Raw genomic sequence first — 19,069 nt, forward strand, 5'->3', positions numbered from 1 at the left:
GCCACTGCTGCGCTTAACGCAGGCCGTTCGCGCTGCCGTGCCGGTTGTCGCAAACCCCTCGCCTACAGCCCGCTTGCCACTAGAATCGTGCATCCAGGCATGATGGGCAGGTCACCCAATGGATAGCGTCGTGTCGCCGTTTGCCGGTCTGCTGCCGGAAACGTGCGAGATCGCCGGATTATTGTCGTCGTCCGCATGCGCCGCCGATCCGCTGCTGCGCGACAGCCAGGCGCTGCGGACGACCCTCTCGGTGTGCCTGCACGCGCAAGTTCCGATGCTGCTGGTCTGGGGCGACCAGTCACGCTGCATCTACAACGATGCCTGCATCGCGCTGCTGGGCGCGCGCCACCCGGCAGCATTCGGCCAGCCATTGGCGGAACTTGCAGACACCACTGAAGCCGACCACCACGGTGCGCATCCGCATGCGGCATTGCCGCTGTCGGCGTGGTCGTGCAGCCCGATCCTGCAGGCCGGCGAACGTCTGGGCATGTTGTATGTCGCCGGCACACTCGCCCCTGCTGCGACACAGACCCGTAGCGAGGCCGAGCCTGCAGCGGTGTCCACCGCGCTCGATCAGTCGCCGGCCTTCATGGCGGTGCTGCGTGGCCCCGGTTATATCGTCGAGAGCGCAAATCAACGCTTCCACGACCTGGTCGGCCACCGTCCGTTGCTTGGCCAACCATTACTCGAGGCGATGCCGGAACTCGCCGACCAGGGCTATGTCGAGCTGCTCGATGAGGTGCGACGCAGCGGCCGTCCTTTCATCGGCGAATCGATGGCGGCCTATCTGCAGCGCAGGCCCGGCAGCGTGCTGGATCAGACCTTCGTGGATTTCCTGTATCAGCCCATGCGCGAGCGCGATGGCCGCATCGACGCGATCCTGGTGCACGGATTCGATGTCACCGAGCAACGCAACGTGGCCAGTCGCGACAGCTTCTTGCTGATGCTCGAAGACGCGCTGCAGAACGTCTCCGATCCGCGCCAGATCATCGATACCAGTGTGCGATTGCTGGGCGAACATCTGCAGGTCAATCGCTGCGCGTTTGGCCTGGCGGCGGCCGACGGCAGGACCATGCACGTGATCAGCGACCATGTGCAGGACATGCCGAGCCTGCAGGGCGATTTTCCGCTGGAAGTGGCACAGGGCTTGCGCGACGCCTTGCTGGAAAACCGCCCCTGGTTCACCACCGATGCGATGGCGCCCGGTGCACCGGACTATGTGTCCCAGCAGTACCGCCGCTCAGGCCTGCGCGCATCACTGGCGATTCCGCTGCACAAACACGGCCGCCTGGTCGCGGCCATCGGCGTGCATCAGCGCGCACCGCGGCGATGGTTGTCCACCGAGATCGAACTGGTCCGCCTGGTCGCCGCACGCTGCTGGGAGTCCATGCAACGCGCCAAGGCACAGCAGCAACTGGCCGCCAACGAAGCGCGGCTGCGCCGACTGGCCGACACGCTGCCGCAGATCATCTTCATCGCCGACCGGGAGGGTCAGCCGCATTACTTCAATCGGCGCTGGTACGAATACACCGGACTGGATCCTTCAGACAACCAGACTGCTGCATGGCATCGGGCGCATACCGCCGAGGGCCTGCGGGTGTCTTCGCAGGCCTGGGCGCTGGCAGTCGATGGCGAGCGCGCCTATGAAATGGAGTGCGAACTGCAACGTCACGATGGCCAGAGGCGCTGGCACCTGGCGCGCGCCCTGCCCGTGCGCGGCGACGACGGCAGCATCGGGGAGTGGATCGGCACCTACACCGACATCCATGACCGTCGTGCGTTCGAGCAACAGCTGCGCGAAAGCGAAGTGCGCTTCCGCGCCTTGTGCGAGACGGTGCCGGCAATGATCTGGATGGCCGATGCGCAGGGCGACTGCGTGTACTGGAATCCGCGCTGGTACCACTTCACCGGGCAGGCCGAAGACCAGGCGATGAATCAGGGCTGGTGGGATGTGATGCATCCTGACGATGCCGAGCGCGTACGCCATGCGTTCGGGCAGGCATTGGCGCAACGTGGCGAGTTCCTGGCCGAGTACCGGGTGCGTCGTCACGACGGGCAGTATCGCTGGTGCATCGATACCGCATCGCCGCACTTCGCCAGCGATGGACGTTTTCTCGGCCACATCGGTTCGCTGACCGATATCTCCGAACGCAAGCACATCGAAGATGCCACCGCCTCCGACCGCGCCATCCTGAGCCTGATCACCACCGGCGCACCGCTGCCGGTGGTGCTGGATGCCATCGCATCGAGCGTGGAAGCGCGTGGCGAGACGACCTTGTATTGCGCGGTGATGGTGCTCGACGAGGTACGAAAAACGCTGAGCTTCGGCTCGGCGCCGCATTTTCCGATCGAGTACCGCGGGCATTTCGAAGCCTCGCCGATCGGGCTGAACGGGCCGCCTTGCGCGCGCTCTGCCTACCTCGGGCAGCAGGTGATTTGCGAGGACATCCAGGCCGACCCCAGCTTCAGCGACCATCATGCGGTGTCGTCGGCACTGGGCATCGTCGCCTGCTGCGTGACGCCCATCCTGGACAGCAACGGTCAGGTGCTGGGCACGCTCAACATCTACTACGATCGCGCCCACCTGCCCTCGCTGCGCGAACAGGCAATGGCGCGCTCTGCATCGCATCTGGCCGGCATCGTCATCGAGCGCACGCGCGTGGACGCCAAGCTCAAGCAATCGCTGCAAGCCGAGACCGCCGCACGCAGCCAGGCCGAGCATGCCAGCCGGGTCAAGGACGAGTTTCTGGCCACGCTCAGCCACGAATTGCGCACGCCGCTCAATGCCATCCTCGGCTGGTCGCGGTTGATGCAGTCGGAGGTGTTCGATCCGGCCAATGTGGGCAAAGGCCTGATCATCATCGAGCGCAGTGCGCGTGCACAGACGCAGATCATCGACGACCTGCTCGACATGAGCGCGATCCTGTCCGGCAAGATCCGCCTGCAGGCAGAGCACTTCGATATCGCAGGACTGATGCGCAGCACGGTGGAACTGATGCAGCCGTCCGCACTGGCGCGCGACATCGCGCTGGAACTGGATGCGCCCGATGCAGGCGAACTGTGGTTCTTCGGCGATGCCGGGCGCCTGCAGCAGGTGCTGACCAATCTGCTCAGCAACGCACTCAAGTTCACCTCGCCCGGTGGCACGGTGCGGGTGGCGCTGGACATCGAGGACGAGCGGCTGCGGCTATGCGTGCAGGACACCGGCATCGGGATTGCAGCCGACTTCCTGCCGCACGTGTTCGACCGTTTTCGGCAGGCCGATGCCGGGACCACGCGCCGCGTCGGTGGGCTGGGGCTGGGCTTGTCGATCTCGCGTCAGTTGGTCGATCTGCACGGCGGCAGCCTGGGGGCATCCAGTGCAGGCGAAGGCAAGGGGGCGACCTTCACCATCGTGTTGCCGTTCCAGCACGGGGTCAGCGATCTGCGGCCGGCGGCGTCCGGGTCGCTGCAGGTCGGCCCCTTGCCGAGCGACTGTCTCGGACGCCTGGATGGCGTGCGCCTGTTGCTGGTCGACGACGACCAGGATTCGCGCGAGGCAGTTGTGCAGTTCCTGATGCTGGCCGGCGCGCAGGTGCAGGCGGCCGGCTCGGTGGAGGCAGCCGAACAATGCCTGGCAGAGGCACCCTTCGACGTGCTGGTCAGCGATATCGCCATGCCGATGCGCGACGGCTACGACCTGATCCGCACGGTGCGCTCCGGTCGCACCGACCTGCCACGGCATATCCCCGCGATCGCCCTTACCGCCTACGTGCGCGAAGAAGACCGCGACCGCGCCGTAGTGGCCGGATTCGATGCGCATATGGGCAAGCCGGTGGAGCCGCCCGGCTTGGTCGACCTGATCGAACGCCTGATCTTGCCGACGCGCGCGGTACGCAGCGAGGCGTGAGGTCGCCTGGAAACGGCTAATAAAACAGCGTGGTCAACCAGCGCTGTTTGCAACAAAACACACCGACCATCCCGACAGGTCCTTGCCTGCCCGCCGTCGCGGGACCTCACGCGGCATGGATGCCGCGTAAGAGCCTACAAGGACGTCCTTGCGGCGTGTCCTGCGAGGGTGGGCGAGCAAGGGCCCTGCAGCAAGGCCTCGGATCAGCCGCCTTACGACTGATCGTATCTGCATGGGCGCACCGCGGTGGTCGGAGGCCACGGACCCAGCAGCCAGTTGCAGATCAGCCTGCCCACGCACGCTCCAATCGCAGCAGCAGACCCGCCGCCTTGCGAGCGGGTCTATCTACACTGCCCAGCCATGCCAGCACAGCCGCCGGGCACGCCGGGTCAGCTGCGCTTGGCGCGTGCGAATGCGGCGGCCAGCGCGTTGTCGGCCGGCGGTGCAGTGATGCGTGGCTTGTTGTTGCCCTGTGCCGGGCCACGTCCACCGCCACCGTCGCGCCTGCCCTGCCCCGGGCCGCCGCTGCCGCGTTGATCGCGCGATTGGGCTGCGCCATCGGCCGGTGGAGGCGTGTCGGACAGACGGCAGGTCAGTGCGATGCGTTTGCGCGCCACGTCCACTTCCAGCACCTTGACCTTGACGATGTCGCCGGCCTTGACCACATCGCGCGGATCCTTGACGAAGGTGTCCGACAACGCGGAGATGTGCACCAAACCATCCTGGTGCACGCCGATATCGACGAACGCACCGAATGCGGCCACGTTGCTGACCACGCCTTCGAGCACCATGCCGGGCTTGAGGTGCTTGATGTCCTCGATGCCTTCGGCGAACTGCGCGGCCTTGAACTCGGGACGCGGATCACGGCCGGGTTTTTCCAGCTCCTTGAGGATGTCGCGCACGGTCGGTACACCGAACTGTTCGTCGGTGAACAGCTCCGGCTTGAGTCCGCGCAGAAAGCTGCCGTCGCCCAGCAAGGCCTTGATCGGCTTGCCGGTGCTGCCGACGATACGCTCGACCACCGGATAGGCTTCCGGGTGCACCGCCGAGACGTCCAGCGGCTCGTCGCCATCGGCGATGCGCAGGAAACCGGCGCATTGTTCGAAGGTCTTCTCGCCCAGACGCGGCACCTTGAGCAGGTCCTTGCGGCGCTTGAACGGGCCGTTGTCGTCGCGATGGCGCACGATGTTTTCCGCCACCGTGCTCGACAGCCCGGACACCCGCGACAGCAACGCCGCCGAAGCGGTGTTGACGTACACGCCGACCGCGTTGACGCAGTCTTCCACGCGCGCTTCCAGCGCCTTGGCCAAGCGATACTGGTCCACGTCGTGCTGGTACTGGCCCACGCCGATCGCCTTGGGTTCGATCTTGACCAGCTCGGCCAGCGGGTCCTGCAGGCGGCGCGCGATCGACACCGCGCCGCGCAACGACACGTCCAGGGTGGGGAACTCCTTGGCCGCGAATTCGGACGCCGAATACACCGACGCCCCCGCTTCGCTGACCACGATCTTCTGCAGCTTGCTCGCCCCGCACAGCGCGATCGCCTCACCAGCCAGCTTGTCGGTTTCGCGGCTGGCAGTGCCGTTGCCGATCGCGATCAGCTCCACGTTGTGCTGCAGGCACAGCTTCTTGATCGTCTGCAGCGACTGGTCCCATTGCCGCTTGGGCTCATGCGGATAGATCGTCTCGGTGGCCACCAGCTTGCCGGTGGCATCGACCACGGCGATCTTGCAGCCGGTGCGGATACCGGGGTCCAGCCCCAGCACCACGCGCGGGCCGGCCGGCGCAGCCAGCATCAGGTCCTTGAGATTGTCGCCGAACACGGCGATCGCCTCGGCCTCGGCTTTTTCGCGCGCCTGGTTGAACAGGTCCAGCAGCAGATGCATGTGCAGCTTGGCACGCCAGGTCAGCCGGCAGGCATCCAGCAGCCAGCGGTCGGCCAGGCGGTTCTGGTTGGAAATGCCGGCGTTGCGCGCCACACGCCCTTCGGCGTACTGATGACCGGCCTCGGCATCGTTGCCCGGCTCCAGGTCCAGGTACAGGAACTCCTCGCGGCGCGCGCGAAACAGCGCCAACAGGCGGTGCGAGGGAATCCTGGACAGCGCTTCGGCGTGATCGAAGTAATCGCGGTACTTGGCGCCGGCCTCTTCCTTGCCCTCGGCGACGCGCGCGCGGATCACGCCGTTGTCGTTCAACCAACCGCGCAGCTCGCCCACCAGGGCGGCGTCCTCGCCCCAGCGCTCCATCAGGATGGCGCGTGCGCCTTCCAGTGCCGCCTTGATATCGGCCACGCCCTTGTCTGCATCGATGAACGCAGCAGCAGCGACTTCCGGCGCCTGGTTCGGGTCGGCCAGCAGGCCGTCGGCCAGCGGTTCCAGGCCGGCTTCGCGCGCGATCTGCGCGCGGGTGCGGCGCTTGGGCTTGTAAGGCAGGTACAGATCTTCCAGCCGCGACTTGGTGTCGGCCGCCACGATCTCACCGCGCAATTCGTCGCTGAGCTTGCCCTGCTCGCCAATGCTGGCCAGGATCGCCGCGCGCCGTTCTTCCAGCTCGCGCAGATAGGTCAGGCGCGTTTCCAGATTGCGCAGTTGCGTATCGTCCAGCCCACCGGTGACTTCCTTGCGGTAGCGGGCAATGAACGGAACGCTGGCGCCTTCGTCGAGAAGGGCGATGGCGGCGCGCGCCTGGGCGGGTTGGGCACCGATCTCGTCGGCGATGGTGCGAGCGATCTGCTGGGCAAGCTGGCTATCGTGCATGGCGGCGCGGCCAAAGCCGCTTCACTGAAAAAAGCATTTTCGCAGTGCTGGCCCGCCGCGGGAACCCGTTGACAGGATCACCATAACCCTATGCCGACGCGTCTTTCGACGGCTGACAAGCTCTAGCGGGCGATCGTCAGGTGGTTACAGATGGTGCGGAATAGCTGAAGTACCGGTGCGATACCTGCAGCAGTGGCACTTGGCGCCCACTGACAGTGAGCGCAGTCGTCCGGTCGGCTGCCCCTTAGCTGGCGCGACCTGCGTAGTGAGTAGCAGCGCGCTCGACCAGGATGCTCTCGTGCAGCGACTCCAGCGCCATCACGCGGATCTTGCCGACATCCTTCAGCGGCACCATGCGCTCGACGTAGATCTCCGGCCCGGCGTCGGTCATCGCACGCGACTTGCTGAACCCGTAAGGCACAACACCCTTGTCGCCATCTTTGCTGCCACCAACATACAGAACGATCGACATGCCCACACCCTCGTTAACAACTGTGACTACGTTAGTGGCGCGAGCATAACGACCGTGCCGTGAGGAGCTTTCCACGCAGGTTAACGCCGGCTGTTTGCGGTTTGGTGACCGCCGCACCCAGGCCAGTGCCTGCACGACCGCTTCACCCGGCCTGCCCGTCCAATTGCGCTCCGCCCGCACGTACGACACCGCATGGACCTCAAAAGTGGCTACCCGTTCTGGTCGATCCGCAACGGGCTGATGCGCGCCTACCCGCGTCTGGAACAGGACACCCAGTGCGAAGTCGCCATCGTCGGTGGCGGTGTCACTGCCGCCTTGATCGCACACGAACTGCTCAAGCACGGGCACGAAGTGGTGGTGGTCGAGCAGCGCGAGATCGGCTGGGGCAGTACGTCGGCCAGCACTGCCTTGCTGCAGTACGAAATCGATACGCCGATGATCGCGCTGGCCAACCACTACGGCATGCCGGCCGCCGCGCTGGCATACGGGGCATGCGCGCAAGCCATCCTCGACCTGCAAGGCCTTTGCAATACGTTGGGCGGCTGCGACTTCAGCCGTCAGGACAGTCTCTACTATGCGAGCCGGTCACGGGATCTCAACGACCTGCGCAGCGAACTGGATACGCGAAGAACCCACAAGCTTCCGGTGGAATGGATCGAGCGCGCACCCTTGTGGCACAACTACGGCGTGCGCTCGGAGGGCGCCATCCTCAGCCGCCTGGCCGCCGGCGTCGACCCGTACCGGCTGTGCTACCGCCTGTTTGCAGAAGGCGAGCAATATGGCGCGCGCATCTACGACCGCACCACGATTGCCGCCATCACACCCTATGACCAGCATGTTCATTTGCGCACCCAGGAGGGGGTCACGCTGCGCGCCCGGCACGTCATCCTGGCCGCGGGTTACGGAAACCAGCAGTGGCTGTCGCAGCGGGTGGCACGCAACCGCAGCAGCTACGCATTCGTGACCGATCCCCTGCACGACAGCGACATGGGCGCGCTCAAGCACACCATGATGTGGGAAACCGCGCGGCCCTATCTCTACCTGCGCAGCACGCCGGATGGACGCGTGGTGGCCGGCGGCGAAGACGACAGCGTCGATCTTCCCGCGCGTCGCGATGCGCGTGTCATGAGCAAGTTGAAAACGCTGCTGAAGAAAATCCACGAGACGATGCCGGATATCACCTTGCGCCCGGTATTTGCCTGGGGTGGCACCTTTGCCGAAACCGCCGATGGATTGCCGTTCTTCGGCACGCATCCCGAACATGGGCCGCGGGTGTCGTTCGCCATGGCCTATGGCGGCAACGGCATCACCTATAGCGCCATCGGTGCAGGGTTACTGCGCGCACAACTGGAAGGCAGGCCTCACCCGTTGTCGGACCTGTTCGGTTTCTCGCGCTTGCGCTGAGCCCCCCATGGCCACCAGCCGTGGCCATGCAGCGCATATCCGTCGGCCGCCCGTTCCAGCGGATTGCGAACGTGGATGCCGCCGCACAGGAAATACACCGGCAGAAACAGCGGGCCGAGCAGCATGTACTGATAGACATGGGCCCGCTCATGATCGCCCAGGCGTACCGGCGGGTGCCGGCAATGCCCGGCGGCATGCGCATAGGTGCTGCATTGCAGGTCGAGCGAGGCGCCCTTGAGCAGGATCACATTGCCCAGCGTCATCGCCCCGCCCGGCCCCCATGGCCAGGCATGGAACACGACTGCGAGTTCCGCACCGGACCAGCGCGGACGCGCGCCGAAGCAACTGCCCGTGGCACCGATCGCAAGACCGAGCACGGTGTTGGGCAGCGTCCACACCGCGCCGAGCACATGCAGCGCGGACCACCCGCGCCGGCCGGGCGTCAGTCGGCCTGGTTGGGGATCAGCAGCCACAGGATCAGATAGACCAGGATGCCGGGAAACGCCGCCGAGGCGATCGACACGATCACGAACAGCACGCGCAGCAGCGTGGAACTCCAGCCGAAGCGGCGGGCGATGCCGCCGACGACGCCGGCGATCATGCGATCGTTGAGGGAACGGGACAATGCGGTGGTCGTGGCCATGGAAGGCTCCTTCGAACGTGGCGCCCAGTCTAGAAAGCGCAGCGACAGCGCGTCGTGATGGCTGCAGCGTCCGGTCTCACGTGCAGCGCAACGCGAACTCGCCTCACGCGTTGCCGCCCCGCTCCTGCAACCAACGGTGGATCGCCACCGGCACTTCGCGCTGCGCGCGCCCGGAGACATAGATGCCGATATGCCCGCCACGGAAACTCAGCTCGGTGTAGTCGTCGCTGCCGACCAGGCTACGCAATGCACGCGAGGCGTCGGGCGGCACCAGATGATCGTGTTCGGCATAGATGTTGAGCACCGGCATGTCCACTGCCCGAAGATCAACCGCTTCCCCGCCGATGCGTACCTGCCCGGTCACCAGGCCATTGCGCTGATAGAACTGGGTGACGAACTCGCGGAAGGCCTCGCCGGCCAGGTCGGGCGAATCGAAGATCCACTTTTCCATGCGCAGGAAATCTTCCAGCGCCTGCTTGTCGTCGAGGATGTCGAGCAAGCCGACGTATTTCTGCAGATTCAGGCGGAACGGCTTGAGCATCAGGTAACTGGCGTTCATCAGATCCGCCGGCACGTTGCCCATGGTGTCCACGAACAGATCCACATCGACCATGCGCGCCCAGTTGGAGAGCATGTTGTCGGGGGTGTGGAAATCCACCGGCGTGACCATGGTGATCAGGTTGCGCACCTTCGGCCGCTGCAGCGCCGCATAGCACAGCGCAAACGTGCCGCCCTGGCAGATGCCGAGCACATCGACCGCCTCCAGCCCCGACTGCGCACGCAGGTGGTCCACCGCGCCATCGATGTAACGCAGCAGATAGTCCTCCAGCGTGAGGTAACGCTCGGAGCGGTCCGGGTAGCCCCAGTCCAGCACGTAGACGTCCTGGCCGTGGCCCAGCAGGCCCTTGACCAGCGAGCGGTCGGCCTGCAGGTCGACCATGTATGGGCGGTTGACCAGCGCATAGACGATCAGCAGCGGCGTCCTGGCCACCGGCGCCTGCTCGCCGACAAAGCGGTACAGCACCACCTTGCCGTCGCGCCAGATTTCCTCGCGCTCGGTCACCCCGTAATCCACGTCTTCCACGCCGGGCAGCAACTTGAGCCCTTCGCGCAGCTTGCGCTGCATCGACAGGGTTTCCTGCATCAGGTCTTCGGCGCTGAATCCCAACGGGCCTTTCATGCCTGCGCTCCCCGTGGCTTGCGTGCGACCGGCGTGCCGGGGGATGTGCCGCCGGAACGCCTGGAGGTGTTTTTCGACACCTTCGTGTCTTTCGTATCTTTGGCCGGGGCGGTCTTCGCCGGCGATTTCCTGGCGGCCGGCGGCTGGGGCGCAGTGTCCGCCCTGGCTGCCGGGGCGCGCTTGGCCGTGGCCGGCGCAACCGGGTCAGCCGCCGCTGCAGCGGGCTTGCCGGCCGGGCTGGCCGCGGTGCGCAGCAGGCGCCGCACCGCACGTTCCAGCTCGGCGATGCGGCGGTGCGCGGCGTCCATCTCCGAACGCGTGGGCATCCCGAAACGTTCGCTCAGCTGCTCCACCTCTTCCTGCAGCGCGGCGCGCAAGCGCATATGCGCATTGGCAAAGCCGCCGTACACCTCGCGAAACTGGTCGGATAGCGCGACGTCGGCATACGACTCTTCGGCAGCCTCGATCCACAGGTCGAACAAGGCACGCGCGCTGGTCAGCTGACTGCCGCTGCTTTCGTGCTCGCCCAGCTTGGAGGCAAACCGCCCGAATGCCTGCTCGATGGCCGACTTGAGTTGTTCGCCATAGGCCTGCGACTGCGCCTGGTATTCCTGCTGCGCACGGGCCAGCGTCTGCAGGCGCGCCTGGTGATTGCGGTTCAGGCCGAACGCCGGCATGTCCAGCCACGGCGCGTTTTCCTCCCGCCACTTTGCCAGGGCCTGCGCGGCGTCCTGCAGCCACGGGTCGAAGCCGCCCGGGCTGCCGCCACGCAGCGAGCCCAGCGTCCATTGCATCAGCTGCTCGCCCTGCCCCTGCACGGCGCGCCGCCAGGCCTCGGAGACCTCGGTGGCCGAGGTGTCGCGCCCGGCAAACTGCGCGGCCACCTGCTGCATGGTGCCGAACCAGTCGCCGGCCTGATGACGAAAGCGGTCGATCGCCTCCTGCGCCTGCGGTGCGGCCTGGGTGGGCAGCAACTGCGACCACCAGTCCATCGCCTTGCGCCAATCCTGCGGTGGCTCGGTGCCCGGCCCCATGCCGGGAACGGCGCCGGGCTGCGCAGCGGCGCCGGACTGGCCGTGGCGCATGGCATCTCCCCAGGCGCTCCAGTACTGGCGCGCCTTGTCTTCGAAGTTGCCGTTGTCCGAACCGCTGGTTGCCATGATCCCTTCCCGTGACTGTCCACCAGCCATCCTACCGCGTGCGCCCGGCTATACCGGTCAGGGTTTGGGGATCCGCAACGTCTTGCTGATCATCAGCGAGCCGGACACCGCAAACAGCAGCACCAACGGGTGGAACTGCCACGGCCCGAGCTGCCATTGGCCCCACCACAAGGTCTGGCCGATATGGCCACTGCTGGCGGCCACCGCCAGCAGGATCACCAGCAGCAGGCTGGTGGGAATCGGGGTGCCTTCGAAGTACGGCACCTTGTCGGCCTCGCCGGCGATCTCTTCGGCGGTGACGTTGTAGCGCGCCAGCCGGCTCACGCCGCAGCAGACGAAATAGCTCAGCACCAGCCAATCCCAGCCGCCGCGCATGCCGCAGGCATAGCCCAGTGCCGCCGGCGCCACCCCGAACGAGATCACGTCGGCCAGTGAATCCAGCTCGCGGCCCAGGGTCGAGGACGCCTTGCGCCAGCGCGCCACGTGCCCGTCCAGCGCATCGAACACGAACGCCAGCGGGATCAGCGCCATGCCCAGCAGCAGGTCGCCGCGATGGCCTTCCTGCAGGAAGCGCATCGACGCAAACACCGCGCCGGTGCCGCAGAAGGCGTTGGCCAGGGTGAACCAGTCCGCCAGTTGGAAATCGCGCAGCATCGAGAAATGGCGTTTCATGCGGAACCTGAGAAGTGCAAGGCACAAAGGGTAACGCGCGCACGCCATGCAGGCGACCGTTTCGCGCCATGGGCTAGTCTGGCGGTCGACGCGGCCGGTCCGGCCGGGCACGATCAACGACGAGGACAGCATGAAGCGCAGCATCCTGATCACCGGCGCAGGCAGCGGCATCGGCGCCGGTATCGCCACCGAGCTGGCCGCCGGCGGCCACCACCTGATCGTCAGCGACATGGACCTGGCGGCGGCCGAACGCACGGCGCAGGGCCTGCGCGCGACCGGTGGCTCGGCCGAAGCGCTGGCGCTGGACGTCACCGACGAGCACAGCATCGCGCAGGCATTGGCAAGCGCGACGCGTGCGCCGCAGGTGCTGGTCAACAACGCAGGGCTGCAGCAGGTGTCGGCGCTGGAAGACTTCCCGATGCAGCGCTGGACCTTGCTGGTGGATGTGATGCTGACCGGCGCCGCACGGCTCGGCCGCGCGGTCCTGCCCGGCATGCGCGCGGCCGGCTACGGGCGCATCGTCAATATCGGCAGCATCCACTCGCTGGTCGCCAGCCCGTACAAGAGTGCGTATGTCGCCGCCAAGCACGGCCTGGTTGGCCTGGCCAAGGTCATCGCCCTGGAGACCGCCGACTGCGACATCACCGTCAACACGCTGTGCCCGAGCTACGTGCGCACCCCGCTGGTGGAGCGCCAGATCGCCGACCAGGCGCGCACGCGCGGCATCGCCGAAGAGGCGGTGATCCGCGATGTGATGCTCAAGCCGATGCCCAAGGGCGCCTTCATCGACTACGACGAACTCGCCGGCACGGTCGCGTTCCTGATGTCGCATGCCGCGCGCAACATCACCGGGCAGGCGATCGCCATCGACGGCGGCTGGACCGCGCAGTAAGCACGGCTGGCGAAATTTTCACCAGCCGACGTGGCGGCCTTGCGCCGCAAGGCGCGCACGCAGTTGTCCACAGACTTGCGCAGGATCCATCCACAGCGGGTGTGGAGAAATGCGTGGAGACGAATGCGACCGGCATGTGGCCACAGCGTGCAACGCCCGCTTGCGCTTGCGCTCGCCAACCTTGTCCTGCGTGCATTGCCGTCACTGACCGAACTACACGGTCTAGGGAAGACAAGAAACAGTGCGCAGGCGCAGGAAGACACCGGCGGCCATCCGGCTGCGGCCGCGCTCGCCTGACGACTGCACCTGACTGGATCGCCACTCAGACGCGCGAGTACGTCCACGACTGCATGCGTCCGTCGCGATACGGCATCACGCCATGAAACGGGCGCGGGTCGCCATCGAAGACCAGCGGCAGGAAATTGCGGTCGCCCTCCCACATCGGCACCTGGTCCATGCGGTCGATCGCCACCCATTCCAGCGTGCCTTCCGGGTTGGAGGCCTGAGGCTCGCCTTCGAAGCTGTGGATCAGGAACACGAAGCCCAGCCAGTCCTCGCCATGCTTGCCGAAGCCCGGCCAGCTGATGGTGCCGCGCAGTTGCATGTCGCCGCACTCCACACCGGCCTCTTCGCGAATTTCGCGGCGCATGCCGGCCAGCACGTCTTCGTCCGGCTCCACCTTGCCGCCGAGCCCGTTGTACTTGCCCAGGTGCTGATCGCCGGGGCGGGCGTTGCGATGGATCATCAGGACCTGGGTGCCGTCGGGCGACAACAGGTAACCGAGCGTGGCGACGATGGGGGTATAGGGCATGGCGGGCGATCTGACATCGAGCGCATCAGTATGACCGATGCCGCCCAAGCGGCGTGGCGCAGACTCAGCCGGCCGCGGCCTGCGCACCGGGGCGCGGTGGCGCCACGTACTCGGCATCCAGGCGCAAGGTGGCCACGCCATGGCCGCGCTCGGCCAGATAATCCAGCCACTTGCCCAGGAAGGTGTTCATGCGCATGCGGTGGCTGATCAGCTCGGCCGGCGGCGGGAACAGGCCCATCACGTCCTGCCAGCGACGGCCGACATAGCAATGGGTGGTCTCGGCCTGGCGGGCATCGCGGTACAGCCGCACATAGGCCGACGGGTCCGGCTCGCCGGTCACCGGGTCGCACAGGTCGTAGGTCAGCCGCAGCTCGACCGTGTAGCGGTGGCATTCGATCACGTCCAGACGCAGGTCCAGGCCATCGCCGATCGAGGACACGTAGGAGCCCGGAGCGAGGTCGGCCGGTGCGAACAACCGGGTCAGGTGCTGGAAGTTTTCTGCGTACAAGCCCATCAGCCAGCCGAACCGGCTCAACTTGGGGATGCGTTCGAGTTTACTCAGTGCTTGCGCCATGAACCGATCCTACACGCTGCGCTGCCGCACGGGCAGCATTGACGACCGGCCACCGGCAGGCCTACCTTGGCGGAGCACTGCCCCGCCCGCTGTGTTTCCTTGACGCTTGCCGACAAACCCTAATTACCCCACGGCAAACCGGGATCCTGAACGCGCTACGCAGCGCCCTAATCCCCAATCCCGCCACACCAATCCCCGCCTCAAAACATCTCGCGTTGCAGCCCCAGCGTGGACAACACCTTGCTGGAAATCTCCTCGATCGAGGTATTGGTGGTGCTCAAGGTCGGAATGCGCTCCATCTGGAACATGCGCTCAGCGGTGGCCACCTCGCGCCGGCAGGTCTCCGCCGCGCTGTAGCGTGAATTGGCACGCCGCTCCTGGCGGATCTGCTGCAACCGCTCCGGGTCGATGGTCAGGCCGAACAGCTTGCTGCGGTAGTTGCGCAGGCGCGGAGGCAGGCGCTCGTTTTCCAGGTCTTCCTCGGTCAACGGATAGTTGGCGGCGCGGATGCCGTAATGCAATGCCAGGTAGATGCAGGTCGGCGTCTTGCCGGCGCGCGACACCGCCACCAGGATCACGTCGGCCTCGTCGTAATTGAGTGCGATGCCGTCATCGTGGCTCAGCGCAAAGTTCATCGCGTTGATGCGGCGGTGATAGGTCTCGAAATCCACCATGCCGTGCGCACGCCCCACCCGCGAATGCCGCGGCGCATTGAGCTCGCGCTCCAGCGGTTCGATGAAGGGCGCGAACACGTCCAGCATCAGGGCGCCGCTTTCGGCCAGGATCATGCTCAGTTGGGGGTCGACGCAGGAATTGACCACCACCGGGCGCACCTGGTACCGCTCGCCTGCCGCGCGCACGCGCAACGCCGCATCGCGCGCTTTTTCTGCATCATCAATGAACGACATGCGGTCGGTGACGAAGTTGAATCCGCTGAACTGCGTGAGCAGGCTATGCCCAATCGTTTCAGCGGTGATACCGGTTCCATCGGAGACGTAGAACACCGGCCGAATTGTTGACATCAAGACCACCTCTTTGAACTGGTGTCCAAAACTTACGGGTTCATGCTTGTGCAGATTCCGCTGTGCACTGCATCATAGCGGCTTCTTCCTACGGACGCGGCCATCCAGCCCGCTCGGGCGATGGCCATACGGAGCATCGCGCTTGAACGAGAATATCCTGTGGTTGCATGAGCTACGCCTGGCCGATCTGGCCCGCGTAGGCGGTAAGAATTCCTCGCTCGGCGAGATGATCGGCAACCTGGCCGGGCTTGGCGTTTCGGTTCCCGGTGGATATGCGACCACTGCCGAAGCTTTCAAGGACTTCATCGCGCATAACGATCTGTCCAAGCGCATCTTCGACAAGCTTGCAACGCTGGACGTCGAAGATGTTGGTGCCCTCACCATCGCCGGCAAGGAAATCCGCGGCTGGGTGATCGATGCGCCGCTGCAACCGGAACTGGACCGCGACATCCGCACCGCCTACGCACAGCTGTGCGCGGAAAACGGTGGCGGCGAGGTGGCCGTGGCGGTGCGTTCGTCGGCCACCGCCGAAGATCTGCCCGATGCCTCGTTCGCCGGTCAGCAGGAAACCTTCCTCAATGTCACCGGCGCCGACGATGTCGTGCACAAGGTCAAGGAAGTGTTCGCCAGCCTCTACAACGATCGCGCGATCGCCTATCGCGTGCATCATGGTTTCAAGCACGAGGACGTGTTCCTGTCGGCCGGCGTGCAGTTGATGGTGCGCTCGGGCGTCGGTGCGGCCGGCGTGCTGTTCACGCTGGACACCGAATCGGGCTTCCGCGATGTGGTGTTCGTCACCTCCAGCTTCGGCCTGGGCGAGATGGTCGTGCAGGGCGCGGTCAACCCGGACGAGTTCTATGTCTACAAGCCCACGCTGACCGCGGGCAAGCCGGCAATCCTGCGCCGCTCGCTCGGCAGCAAGGCGATCCGCATGGTCTATTCGGACGTGCCCGGCGAGCGCGTGCGTACCGAAGACACGCCGGTGGAACTGCGCAGCACCTTCTCGATCAGCGACGAAGACGTGCAGGAGCTCTCCAAGCAGGCACTGGTGATCGAAAAGCATTACGGCCGCCCGATGGATATCGAGTGGGCCAAGGACGGTGTCAGCGGCAAGCTGTTCATCGTGCAGGCGCGCCCGGAGACCGTGAAATCGCGCAGCCATGCCACCCAGATCGAGCGTTTCTCGCTGGAAGCCAAGGATGCCAAGGTCCTGGTCGAGGGCCGTGCGGTGGGCGCCAAGATCGGCAGCGGCGTGGCCCGCGTGGTGCGTTCGCTGGACGACATGAATCGCGTGCAGGCCGGCGACGTGTTGATCGCCGACATGACCGATCCGGATTGGGAGCCGGTGATGAAGCGGGCCTCGGCCATCGTCACCAACCGTGGCGGCCGCACCTGCCATGCAGCGATCATCGCGCGCGAACTCGGCGTGCCGGCCGTGGTCGGTTCGGGCAACGCCACCGACGTGATCAGCGACGGCCAGGAAGTGACGGTCAGCTGCGCCGAAGGCGATACCGGCTTCATCTACGACGGCCTGCTGCCGTTCGAGCGCACCACCACCGACCTGGGCAACATGCCGCCTGCCCCGCTCAAGATCATGATGAACGTGGCCAACCCCGAGCGCGCGTTCGACTTCGGCCAGCTGCCCAACGCCGGCATCGGCCTGGCACGCCTGGAAATGATCATTGCCGCGCATATCGGCATCCATCCCAACGCGCTGCTGGAGTACGACAAGCAGGACGCCGACGTCCGCAGGAAGATCGACGCCAAGACCGCCGGCTACGGCGATCCGGTGAGCTTCTACGTCAACCGCCTGGCCGAGGGCATCGCGACGCTGACCGCCTCGGTGGCGCCGAACACGGTGATCGTGCGCCTGTCGGACTTCAAGTCCAACGAGTACGCCAACCTGATCGGCGGCACGCGCTACGAGCCGCATGAAGAGAACCCGATGATCGGCTTCCGTGGCGCCAGCCGCTACGTCGACCCGTCCTTCACCAAGGCCTTCTCGCTGGAGTGCAAGGCGGTGCTGAAGGTGCGCAACGAGATGGGCCTGGACAACCTCTGGGTGATGATCCCGTTCGTGCGTACGCTGGAAGAAGGCCGCAAGGTGATCGAGGTGCTGGAACAGAACGGGCTCAAGCAGGGCGAGAACGGCCTGAAGATCATCATGATGTGCGAGCTGCCGTCCAACGCGTTGCTGGCCGATGAATTCCTGGAGATCTTCGACGGTTTCTCGATCGGCTCCAACGACCTGACCCAGCTGACCCTGGGCCTGGACCGCGATTCGTCGATCGTGGCGCATCTGTTCGACGAGCGGAATCCGGCGGTCAAGAAGCTGCTGTCGATGGCGATCAAGTCGGCGCGCGCCAAGGGCAAGTACGTTGGCATCTGCGGCCAGGGGCCGTCGGATCACCCGGAGCTGGCCGAGTGGCTGATGCAGGAAGGCATCGAGTCGGTGTCGCTGAATCCTGACACCGTGGTCGATACCTGGCTGCGTCTGGCCAAGCTGAAGAGCGAGAGCTGATGGGTATGCTGGGTGCAGTGGCGGCGGCGGCCAAGGCGGCGGAGCCGGCGTTCAACTGGGCAAACATCCCATGGGCGCAGTACGTGCTCAACTGGGGACTGGCCCTGCTGATCGTGGTGGTCGGCATGTGGCTGGCCAAGCAACTCAGCCAGTGGCTGCACCGTGCGCTGACCCGCGCGCGCGTGGAGATCACGCTGACCAACTTCCTGCGCAATGTGCTGTATGCGTTGTTGCTGGTGCTGGTCTTCGTCACTGCGTTGAGCAAGATCGGTGTGCCGCCGACCTCGCTGATCGCAGTGCTGGGTGCAGCCGGCCTGGCGGTTGGTCTGGCGTTGAAGGATTCGCTGTCCAATATCGCTGCAGGCGTGATGCTGATCGTGCTGCGGCCGATGCGCGATGGCGACCACGTGGTGATTGCCGGCCAGGAGGGCATCGTCGACGAGATCCGGATCTTCCAGACGCGGATCCGTTCGTTCGACGAGCGCATGATCACCCTGCCCAACAGCACGATCACCACCTCGCCGATCGTCAACTACAGCACCCTGCCCAACCGGCGCCTTGAAGTGACGGTGGGCGTGGGCTACGGCGACGACCTGAAAAAAGCCCAGCAGCTGTTGCTGCAGATCGCCAAGGACAACCCGAACCTCCTGGAGTCGCCGGCACCGTTCGTGCAGGTCACCAATCTGGGCGAAAGCACGGTGGACCTGATGTTGTTCGCCTATGCGACCAACGGCAATTTCGGCGCCGCCAAGAGCACCACGCTGGAACAGATCCGCAACCAGTTGCTGGAGAACGGGCTCAATATCCCGTATCCGCAGCGCGACCTGCACGTGTACCACCACGATGCCGACGGCAAGCCGATCTCCGACTTGCTGCTGAGAGGCATCGCCGACGATGGCGACCTGAGCAAGGGACCGTCGCTGGCACGCTGACGCGCTGGATGGCGTGATGGAAAGGCAAAAGGCCGCCTCGGATGATGCGGCCTTTTTGCTGGATGCGCTGGCACCGTGTGCGTCTGGCTACGCGGTCAGCGGCGAACCCGCGCGCTGCTCGGCGCACGCAGGTCGCAACTG

At 65.6% G+C, this 19,069-nt stretch carries 15 protein-coding genes; 5 read left to right on the top strand and 10 right to left on the bottom strand.

Features of this window, described 5'->3' with window-relative positions:
• The first annotated feature begins 118 nt into the window (after nt 1–118).
• Nucleotides 119–3,889: a PAS domain S-box protein gene (locus EO174_RS02850; RefSeq protein WP_126942096.1), complete on the top strand. Its 3,771-nt coding sequence runs from the start codon at nt 119–121 to the stop codon at nt 3,887–3,889.
• A gap of 389 nt (nt 3,890–4,278) precedes the next feature.
• Here EO174_RS02850 and EO174_RS02855 read toward each other — a convergent pair whose 3' ends face one another.
• Nucleotides 4,279–6,645, bottom strand: a complete 2,367-nt coding sequence (locus EO174_RS02855) for a Tex family protein (protein WP_126942099.1) — start codon at nt 6,643–6,645, stop codon at nt 4,279–4,281.
• A 244-nt stretch (nt 6,646–6,889) separates the two neighbouring features.
• Nucleotides 6,890–7,117 (bottom strand): hypothetical protein, encoded by a 228-nt coding sequence (locus tag EO174_RS02860; protein ID WP_016904406.1) that lies wholly within the window; start codon nt 7,115–7,117, stop codon nt 6,890–6,892.
• A 192-nt stretch (nt 7,118–7,309) separates the two neighbouring features.
• On the opposite strand from EO174_RS02860, the gene EO174_RS02865 reads away from it, so the two are divergent.
• On the top strand, nt 7,310–8,521 hold the full coding sequence (locus EO174_RS02865; protein ID WP_126942101.1) for an FAD-dependent oxidoreductase: 1,212 nt from the start codon (nt 7,310–7,312) through the stop codon (nt 8,519–8,521).
• On the opposite strand, the gene EO174_RS02870 is transcribed toward EO174_RS02865, so the two are convergent.
• The 5 genes from EO174_RS02870 to EO174_RS02890 all read right to left on the bottom strand — a co-directional run bounded on the left by EO174_RS02870 (nt 8,479) and on the right by EO174_RS02890 (nt 12,224).
• Nucleotides 8,479–8,967: a hypothetical protein gene (locus EO174_RS02870; RefSeq protein WP_164740064.1), complete on the bottom strand. Its 489-nt coding sequence runs from the start codon at nt 8,965–8,967 to the stop codon at nt 8,479–8,481. The genes EO174_RS02865 and EO174_RS02870 overlap by 43 nt on opposite strands.
• Nucleotides 8,964–9,164: a PspC domain-containing protein gene (locus EO174_RS02875; protein WP_016904409.1), complete on the bottom strand. Its 201-nt coding sequence runs from the start codon at nt 9,162–9,164 to the stop codon at nt 8,964–8,966. The genes EO174_RS02870 and EO174_RS02875 overlap by 4 nt, the downstream gene beginning before the upstream one ends.
• A gap of 103 nt (nt 9,165–9,267) precedes the next feature.
• Nucleotides 9,268–10,344 carry a class III poly(R)-hydroxyalkanoic acid synthase subunit PhaC gene (locus EO174_RS02880; RefSeq protein WP_126942105.1) on the bottom strand — a complete coding sequence of 359 codons (1,077 nt, stop codon included), beginning with the start codon at nt 10,342–10,344 and terminating at the stop codon, nt 9,268–9,270.
• On the bottom strand, nt 10,341–11,507 hold the full coding sequence (gene phaE / locus EO174_RS02885) for a class III poly(R)-hydroxyalkanoic acid synthase subunit PhaE (protein ID WP_164740065.1): 1,167 nt from the start codon (nt 11,505–11,507) through the stop codon (nt 10,341–10,343). The genes EO174_RS02880 and phaE overlap by 4 nt, the downstream gene beginning before the upstream one ends.
• A 54-nt stretch (nt 11,508–11,561) precedes the next feature.
• Complete coding sequence (locus EO174_RS02890) at nt 11,562–12,224, bottom strand: CDP-alcohol phosphatidyltransferase family protein (RefSeq protein ID WP_172453143.1); 663 nt, start codon at nt 12,222–12,224, stop codon at nt 11,562–11,564.
• Nucleotides 12,225–12,306: 82 nt separating this feature from the next.
• Between EO174_RS02890 and EO174_RS02895 the strand changes: the two genes are divergently transcribed.
• Complete coding sequence (locus tag EO174_RS02895) at nt 12,307–13,068, top strand: 3-hydroxybutyrate dehydrogenase (RefSeq protein ID WP_126942109.1); 762 nt, start codon at nt 12,307–12,309, stop codon at nt 13,066–13,068.
• A gap of 322 nt (nt 13,069–13,390) precedes the next feature.
• On the opposite strand, the gene EO174_RS02900 is transcribed toward EO174_RS02895, so the two are convergent.
• The 3 genes from EO174_RS02900 to EO174_RS02910 form a co-directional block, all read right to left on the bottom strand.
• Entirely contained in the window at nt 13,391–13,879 is a 489-nt protein-coding gene (locus EO174_RS02900) for an 8-oxo-dGTP diphosphatase (protein ID WP_104582543.1), read from the bottom strand.
• A 64-nt stretch (nt 13,880–13,943) separates the two neighbouring features.
• Entirely contained in the window at nt 13,944–14,453 is a 510-nt protein-coding gene (locus EO174_RS02905) for a DUF1249 domain-containing protein (RefSeq protein WP_104582542.1), read from the bottom strand.
• A gap of 200 nt (nt 14,454–14,653) precedes the next feature.
• A complete protein-coding gene (locus EO174_RS02910) occupies nt 14,654–15,475 on the bottom strand; it encodes a pyruvate, water dikinase regulatory protein (protein WP_024939184.1) in 822 nt (273 codons plus the stop codon).
• A gap of 142 nt (nt 15,476–15,617) precedes the next feature.
• Between EO174_RS02910 and ppsA the strand changes: the two genes are divergently transcribed.
• Together ppsA and EO174_RS02920 are read left to right on the top strand one after the other, a co-directional pair.
• The gene (gene ppsA, locus EO174_RS02915; RefSeq protein ID WP_126942111.1) at nt 15,618–17,996 is read left to right on the top strand and encodes a phosphoenolpyruvate synthase; all 2,379 of its coding nucleotides are present in this window, start codon (nt 15,618–15,620) and stop codon (nt 17,994–17,996) included.
• The gene (locus EO174_RS02920; protein WP_126942113.1) at nt 17,996–18,928 is read left to right on the top strand and encodes a mechanosensitive ion channel family protein; all 933 of its coding nucleotides are present in this window, start codon (nt 17,996–17,998) and stop codon (nt 18,926–18,928) included. The genes ppsA and EO174_RS02920 overlap by 1 nt, the downstream gene beginning before the upstream one ends.
• The last annotated feature ends 141 nt before the right edge of the window (nt 18,929–19,069 follow it).

It is taken from the genome of Xanthomonas sp. BRIP62418, assembly GCF_003993495.1.
GTDB classification, from domain to species: domain Bacteria; phylum Pseudomonadota; class Gammaproteobacteria; order Xanthomonadales; family Xanthomonadaceae; genus Xanthomonas; species Xanthomonas euroxanthea.